This is a genomic window from Phenylobacterium ferrooxidans (assembly GCF_042714595.1).
Lineage (GTDB): Bacteria > Pseudomonadota > Alphaproteobacteria > Caulobacterales > Caulobacteraceae > Phenylobacterium > Phenylobacterium ferrooxidans.
Genome location: NZ_JAOTJD010000002.1, coordinates 196,531 through 203,200, shown reverse-complemented (window position 1 = coordinate 203,200; position 6,670 = coordinate 196,531). Strand labels below are relative to the sequence as shown.

Sequence of the window (6,670 nt, the reverse complement as noted above, 5' to 3'; positions counted from 1 at the left end):
GGCGTCGCGCTGCCGCCGGGCGGCCGCCAGCTGGGCGTTGGCGGTCTGCAGGGCGGCGCGGACATCGTCCAGGCGGGCCGGCGCATAGATTCCCCTACGCACCAGGGGCTCGACCCGGCGCATGTCGGCCGCGGCGTCCCGGGCGCGGGCCTCGGCGGCGGCGATGTTGGCGTCATAGACAGCCAGTTCGACCGGCCGCAGGCCTTTGCGCGCGTCCTGCGCCTGGGCCTGAGCGGCGCCCACCTCGGCCTGGGCCTGCTGGCGCTGGGCGGCCAACTGCTTGGGGTCAACGACGAACAGCCGGTCACCGGCCTTCACCCGGTCGCCACGCTGGACATGGACCTGGGCAACGGCCCCTGACACCGGCGAGGCCAGATAGAGCGGCTCGCCCTCCACATAGCCGGTCAGCACGTTGGATCGGTTCAGCCTGGGGGTCAGCACCAGGGCGGCGATCAGGCCGGCGGCCGCCAGCAGCAGGGCGATGACGAGCAGGCGTTGTTTCATGGGACCATTCCCCGCAGCTGGGTCTCGACGTGTTGCTCCATCAGGGCCGGCAGGTCGAAGGGCTCGGCGCCGACGGGGGTGAAGGTCTCGCGCCAGATCACCCCCACCAGCAGGGGCGAGATCAGGCCCGCCGCATAGTGGCGAGGGTCGCCGGGGCGGATCTCCCCGCGCGCCTGGGCCGCGGCGATGGCGCCTGTCAGGGCGCCGAGGGCCGGGACGATCAGCCGGTCGTGCCAGACCCGCGCCAGCTCCGGGAAGTTGCGCGCCTCTCCGATCACCATCTTGATGATCCCCCCGATCGGCGTGGTGGAAGCGACGTGGGCCATGACCTTGGCGAAGGCGCGGATCAGGTCGGGAAAGGTCTGCGGATTGGCGGCGGCCAGGGCGGCCAGATTGTGCAGGTTGGGGGCGACGCCCTGTTCCACCACGGCCTGGAAGATGTCCTCCTTGGTGGCGAAGTAGAGGTAGATCGCCCCCTTCGAGACCCCGGCCCGGGCGGCGATGTCGTCCAGCCGCGCGGCGGCGAAGCCCTTCTCCGCGAACACCTCGAAGGCCGCCGCCACGATCTCGTCGGGACGATCGGCCTTGCGGCGTCGGAACTTCGGCTGGCCGGCGGGGAGGGACATGCGCGCTCTAAATAACTGACTGGTCAGTTATCAATACGCCCCAGGCCTGGGCGTGGCAAGCCGACTCTATTCCATCAATCTGCCAAGCTTGTTGGTGCTCGCCGCCCGCCATGCGACCGTGAGGTGAGTTGGGGAGGAACCATCATGTTCGCCGGGGAAACTGATCACGGTCAGGCGTCACGACCGATCGCCATCGCCCGCGTCGCCATCGGGTTCGCCCAGGGCCTGGCGCTGTACGGCCTGAACGAGTGGGAGAAGCACGGCCTGATCGACGGCGTCTCCTCGCCGCTGTTCTGCGCCTGCGCGATGCTGATCCTGTTCCTGCCCGTGGTGCTGCTGGGCGGCCTGCACACCCTGCGGACCCGGACCCTGGTCATCTGGGGCGCCGCCGTCGCCGTCGTGGTGGCCGCGCTGGGCGCCTATCACGGGACCATCGCGGTTCCCGACATGGGCGCCGAGCACTGGCCGGGCCCACCCCTGGTGATCTTCACCGCCGTGGGCCTGTTCATCGCCCATCACCTGGTGACCGGCGCCGACGCTGATCGCCGCTGGATCGCCAGCTACGATCGCTATTTCGAGCAGACCTGGAAGGACGGCGTGCGCCTGGCCCTGGCCGTGCTGTTCGTCGGGGCCCTTTGGCTGCTGCTCTGGCTGGGCGGGGCGCTGTTCGACCTGATCGGTATCAAGTGGGTCGGCGAGACCATCCAGAAGCCCTGGTTCGCCTTCCCGGCCACCACCACCTTCTTCGCCCTGGCCATCCACCTGACCGACGTCCGCGCCAGCCTGGTGCGCGGCATCCGCACCGTGGCCCTGACCCTGCTGTCGTGGCTGCTGCCGGTGATGGCGGTGATCGGGGCGGGCTTCCTCATCGCCCTGCCGTTCACCGGCCTGACCCTGCTGTGGGACACCAAGAGCGCGGCGGGCATCCTGCTCTCGGCCGCCGCGGCCCTCATCGTCCTGCTCAACGCCGCCTATCAGGAAGGCGAGGCCGAGGACCATCCGCCCGTCGCGCTGAAGTGGGCCGGCCGGATCACCGGTGTGATCATCGCGCCGCTGGTGGCCATCGCCGCCTATGGCCTGATCCTGCGCATCGGTCAGTACGGCCTGACCCCGGACCGCATCTACGGTGTCGCCTGCACGATCGTGGCCGTCGTCTATTCTGTGGGCTACGCGGCCAGCGTCTTCTGGCCCGGTCCCTGGCTGAAGCGCCTGGAGGTCACCAACGTCATCGCCGCCCACCTGGTGGTGGCCATCCTGCTGGCCCTGTTCTCGCCCCTGGCCAATCCGGCCCGCCTGTCGGTGAATGACCAGCTTGCGCGCCTCGATCGTGGCGTGGTGACGCCAGACAAGTTCGACTACCTGTTCCTGCGCTTCGAGGCCGGCAAGCCGGGGATGGACGCCCTCAAGGCGCTCGCCGCCCGCAAGACCGGTGCGAACGCCGCCGAGATCGCCCGGCGCGCCGCCTCGGCCCTGGCCCGCAAGGCCCGCTACGGCGAGGCCACGACCTCGGTGGTGGAGCGCAAGGAACTGGTCCGTGTCGCCGGCGGCGGCGCCTTCCCGGTCGGGTTCCTCGAACAGACCTGGAAGAGCTTCGAGGACCCGCTGCAGAACTGCGAACCCGGCCGTCTGTGCGACGCCGTGGTGGCCGACCTTGACGGCGACGCCTCGCCCGAAGTGGTGGTGTTCGCCATGGGCGACCGCCGCGTCTACCGGCAGGCTGGCGGCGTCTGGACCCGGATCGGGACGCTCTCCGGATCTTATTGCGACAAGGACGGCGAGGCCTTGAAGGCGGGCCAGTTCGCGGTGAACGCCGATCCGAATCCCTTGGCGGACGTGGTGGTGGCCGGCCGCCGCCTGCGGGTCGTGCCCGAAAGCGACAAGTGCCCCGATGGTACGGCGGGCGACGTCGCCATCGTGTCCGAGATCAAGCCCCCGCCGCCGGAGACCAAATGAGCGACCAGGTCCGCAACCTCGTCTTCCATACCCTCTCCGACGAGTGGGCGACGCTGAAGCGGGTGACCTTCGACTACCGCCGCCACGACGGGACCTGGGAGACCCAGGTGCGACAGACCTATGATCGCGGCGATGGGGCGGTGATCCTGCCCTACGACCCCGATCGCGGGACCGTGCTGCTCACCCGCCAGTTCCGCATCCCGGCCTATGTCACCGGCCATATCGAGCCGCTGATCGAGGCCGCCGCCGGTCTGCTGGACGCCGACGATCCGGAGACCGCCATCAAGCGCGAGGCCGAGGAGGAGCTGGGCTACCGGTTCTCGTCGGTCACCCCGGTCTTCAAGGTCTATATGAGCCCTGGCAGCGTCACCGAGCAGCTCAGCTTCTTCACCGCCCGCTACTCGCCCGCCGACAAGGTCAGCGCCGGGGGCGGCCACGCGGGCGAAGGCGAGGACATCGAGGTGCTGGAGTTCCCCCTCACCGACGCCCTGCGGATGGTCACCGACGGCGTCATCGTCGACGCCAAGACCATCATGCTGATCCAGCACCTGCTGCTGACCGAGCGCACCTAGAACTTCGCGTTGATCCCCACGAAGAACCGCCGGCCCAGGATGTCGAAGGTCGAGGGATCGGTGTTGGAGTTGGGGTAGCTGGTGAAGTAGGGCGGGTCCTTGTCGGCGAGGTTGTTCACTCCAGCGCGCAGGGTGACCCGGTCGTCGACCTTCCAGGAGCCCGACAGGTCAAAGACGTCATAGTCGGGCGTGTTCACCGCCGTGGGGCTGAAGGTCGGCACGCTGCGGGCGTCGGTCATGGTGGCGATATGGCGCCAGCGCAGGGTGGTCCGCACCGGCCCGACGGCCCAGGTGGCCGACAGCACCGACTTCCACTCCGGCAGGGCGCCGCCCGAGAGGTCGGCGCCGATGGTTCCGGCATAGTCGACGAAGGCCGCGTTGGGCCGCGCTTGGCGTTCGAAGCTGTCGAGCTTGGAGATCACCAGGTTGAAGGCCAGGGCGCCGGCGCTCTCCGGCAGGCCGAGGTCGGCGAGATCAAAGCCCCAGTCCACCTGGGCGTCGATCCCGGAAGTCTTCACCGAGGCCAGGTTCACCTGGGTCTGGGCGACGCCGGTGATCTGGCCCGAGCTCAGGCGCGAGAATCGGCTGCAATAGAAGTTGGCGTTGGAGAGGCCGGGGTTGGATCCATCGGCGTTGAAGCACGAGGCCAGGATGGTCGGGACCCCGATGGTCCCCACCACATCGGCCACCTCGATCTTGTAGTAGTCCAGACTGACGCTGAACCGGCGCAGGAAGGGGGCGTCCACCGCGGGCGTCCAGACAGCCCCGGCCGTGAAGCTGTCAGCGGTCTCCTCGGTGAGGCCGGGGTTGCCGCCGCCCACGATCTCCACCTGGGTGGAGGCCTGGTTGAAGGTGTCGATGATCGCCGTGGGCACGCCCTGCGACAGGCATAGGCTACGGACCGCCGCGGCGTTGGCGCCGTTGCGGAACGAGGAGCGCACGTCGCAGGGATCGCCCGCCGTGGCGCCGGTCCCGGGCGAGCCGATGCCGACAAAGCCCAGGGACTGGGGCGAGAACAGCTCGGCGATGTTGGGTGCGCGCACCGCCCGCTGGTAGCCGCCACGGATCAGCAGGCTGGAAACCGGTTTCCAGGTGAGGTCGGCCTTGTAGGCGCTGACCTGGCCAGTGGTGGAATAGTCCGCCACCCGGCCGCCCAGCGTCATGTCCAGGCTCTCGATCAGGGGCAGGTCGGCCAGCACCGGGACCAGCAGTTCAGCGTACAGCTCCCCGGAGGTGATGTCCCCGCTGACCGGGACCGCCGGGTTGAAGCCAACGATATCGGGCCCCTGCAACTGCAGGTCGGGTGAATAGTCGAAGTCGTCCTTGCGATGCTGGGCGCCGGCCGAGAACTTCAGCGGCCCGGCCGGGAGGTCGATGAGGCTGCCGGTCACATAGCCCTCGACGACCGTCTGCTTGATGGTCGTAGAGTTGGCGACGTCGCGGGCGATATAGGCCGCGCAGCCCGGGCTGACCTTGCCGGCCCCGAAGATGTTGAATCCGCCGCAGATGGAGACACCGCCGTCGGGGGCGAAGGTCAGGGTGCGCATGGCCGACCGGCTGACGTTGCCGACCTGGCTTTCGGTGTGATCCATCTGGCCGTGGCTGGCGTAGAGGTCCCACTTCCAGTCCTTGATCGGCAGGGCTCCACGCAGGCCCGCCACCAGCTGCATCGTCTCATAGGTGTTATTGGAGAGCCGGCCCCCCACCTCATTGAAGGCGCGGCGGGGATAGAAGGCCGCCGTCGGATCGGTGCGCGAGGCCAGCAGGGTGCGCAGGTCGGCCGGGATGAAGGGATTGGTCACCGGGACCACGATGTCGGGGCCAGGGAAGGCGCCGTCGCTGGCCGAGGCGGGGCCTAGCTGCCGCGAGACGTCATAGGTGGTGTAGCTGGCCGTGCCATAGGCCTCGAGGCTGTCGGTCAGGTCGTAGCGGCCCGAGGCGTAGAGGCTCCAGCGTTCCAAGGGCAGGTTCAGGTAGCGATAGGCGGCGCTGTTGAAGGTGTAGCTGGCGGCCGAGAAGCCCGCATCGCGTACGCCCGTATAGTTGTTCACCGGGGCGGTGGAGAACAGGCTGCCGTCGGCGTTGAAGCTGAGGCTGGCGCCGCGCGCGACGGTTCCAGGCGCGAAGCCATAGGCTCCGAACGCCGCGTTCATCGCCGCCTGGCTGGGCAGGTTGGCTGCGCCGCCGGCGTTCGACGCCGGATCGAAGCGCCCGTCGGGGATCGTCGCCGCGCCTGAGGGCGTCAGGCCGGTGGTGAGGATCGAATAGCCCACGGCCGACCAGTCGCGGTCCGCCGCCAGCAGGCCCTCGCGCTTGTCATAGGTGGCGGCGACGGCGAGGGCGCCGCGCTCGAAATTGCGGCCCCAGCCCACGGACGCCGTGAGCTGGCCGGCGTCGTTCTGCTCTGTGACGCCGAACTGGGCGTCGACCTGCAGGGCCTCGAAATTGCGCTTGAGCTTGAAGTTCACAACGCCCGCGATGGCGTCAGAGCCATAGACCGCCGAGGCGCCGCCGGTGATGGTCTCCACCGTGTCCACCAGGAAGGTCGGCACGGTGTTGAGATCGACCACCGCATTGGGGTTTCCCGCCACCACCCGGCGTCCGTCGATCAGCACCAGCGTGCGGGTGGGCCCCAGGCCGCGCAGGTTGGCGTAGGCCTGGCCGGGCGTGGTGACGAAGTTGGTGGTGTTGGTGCCCGAGCCATTGGACGGCGTGAACTGGGGAACCTGGTTCAGGGTGTTCTCGATCGTCACCATGCCGACGGCGGCGATCTGCTCCTGGCCCACCGTGACGATGGGGCTCTCGGAGACATAGTCCTTGCGGGCGATCCGGCTGCCGGTGACCACGATCTCGGAGACCTCGGCGTCCTGGGCCTGGGCCGGAGCGGCAGGCAAGCTCAGCAACCCCGCCAGGACGCCGGCGCAGATCAGGTCCGCCGCCTTCATGTTGAACTCCCGTCCCCTGGATCCACCCATGCGGGTGATTTGCAGCCCAAGCTAGGGGAAGGCGAGCCTT

General features: G+C 69.0%; 5 protein-coding genes. 2 read left to right on the top strand and 3 right to left on the bottom strand.

Annotation, left to right across the window (positions count from 1 at the left end; all coding sequences use genetic code 11):
- Nucleotides 1-504 (bottom strand): biotin/lipoyl-binding protein (locus OCL97_RS02415; protein WP_377367254.1); only part of this gene is annotated, 504 nt, incomplete at its 3' end.
- The gene (locus tag OCL97_RS02410; protein ID WP_304774457.1) at nt 501-1,130 is read right to left on the bottom strand and encodes a TetR/AcrR family transcriptional regulator; all 630 of its coding nucleotides are present in this window, start codon (nt 1,128-1,130) and stop codon (nt 501-503) included. The genes OCL97_RS02410 and OCL97_RS02415, both read right to left, overlap by 4 nt.
- A gap of 144 nt (nt 1,131-1,274) precedes the next feature.
- On the opposite strand from OCL97_RS02410, the gene OCL97_RS02405 reads away from it, so the two are divergent.
- The gene (locus tag OCL97_RS02405) at nt 1,275-3,083 is read left to right on the top strand and encodes a DUF4153 domain-containing protein (protein ID WP_377367252.1); all 1,809 of its coding nucleotides are present in this window, start codon (nt 1,275-1,277) and stop codon (nt 3,081-3,083) included.
- A complete protein-coding gene (locus tag OCL97_RS02400) occupies nt 3,080-3,655 on the top strand; it encodes an NUDIX domain-containing protein (protein WP_377367250.1) in 576 nt (191 codons plus the stop codon). The genes OCL97_RS02405 and OCL97_RS02400 overlap by 4 nt, the downstream gene beginning before the upstream one ends.
- Here the strand turns inward: OCL97_RS02400 and OCL97_RS02395 are convergent.
- Nucleotides 3,652-6,600 carry a TonB-dependent receptor domain-containing protein gene (locus OCL97_RS02395; RefSeq protein ID WP_377367248.1) on the bottom strand — a complete coding sequence of 983 codons (2,949 nt, stop codon included), beginning with the start codon at nt 6,598-6,600 and terminating at the stop codon, nt 3,652-3,654. The two genes, OCL97_RS02400 and OCL97_RS02395, sit on opposite strands and share 4 nt — an antisense overlap.
- Nucleotides 6,601-6,670 lie beyond the last annotated feature (70 nt).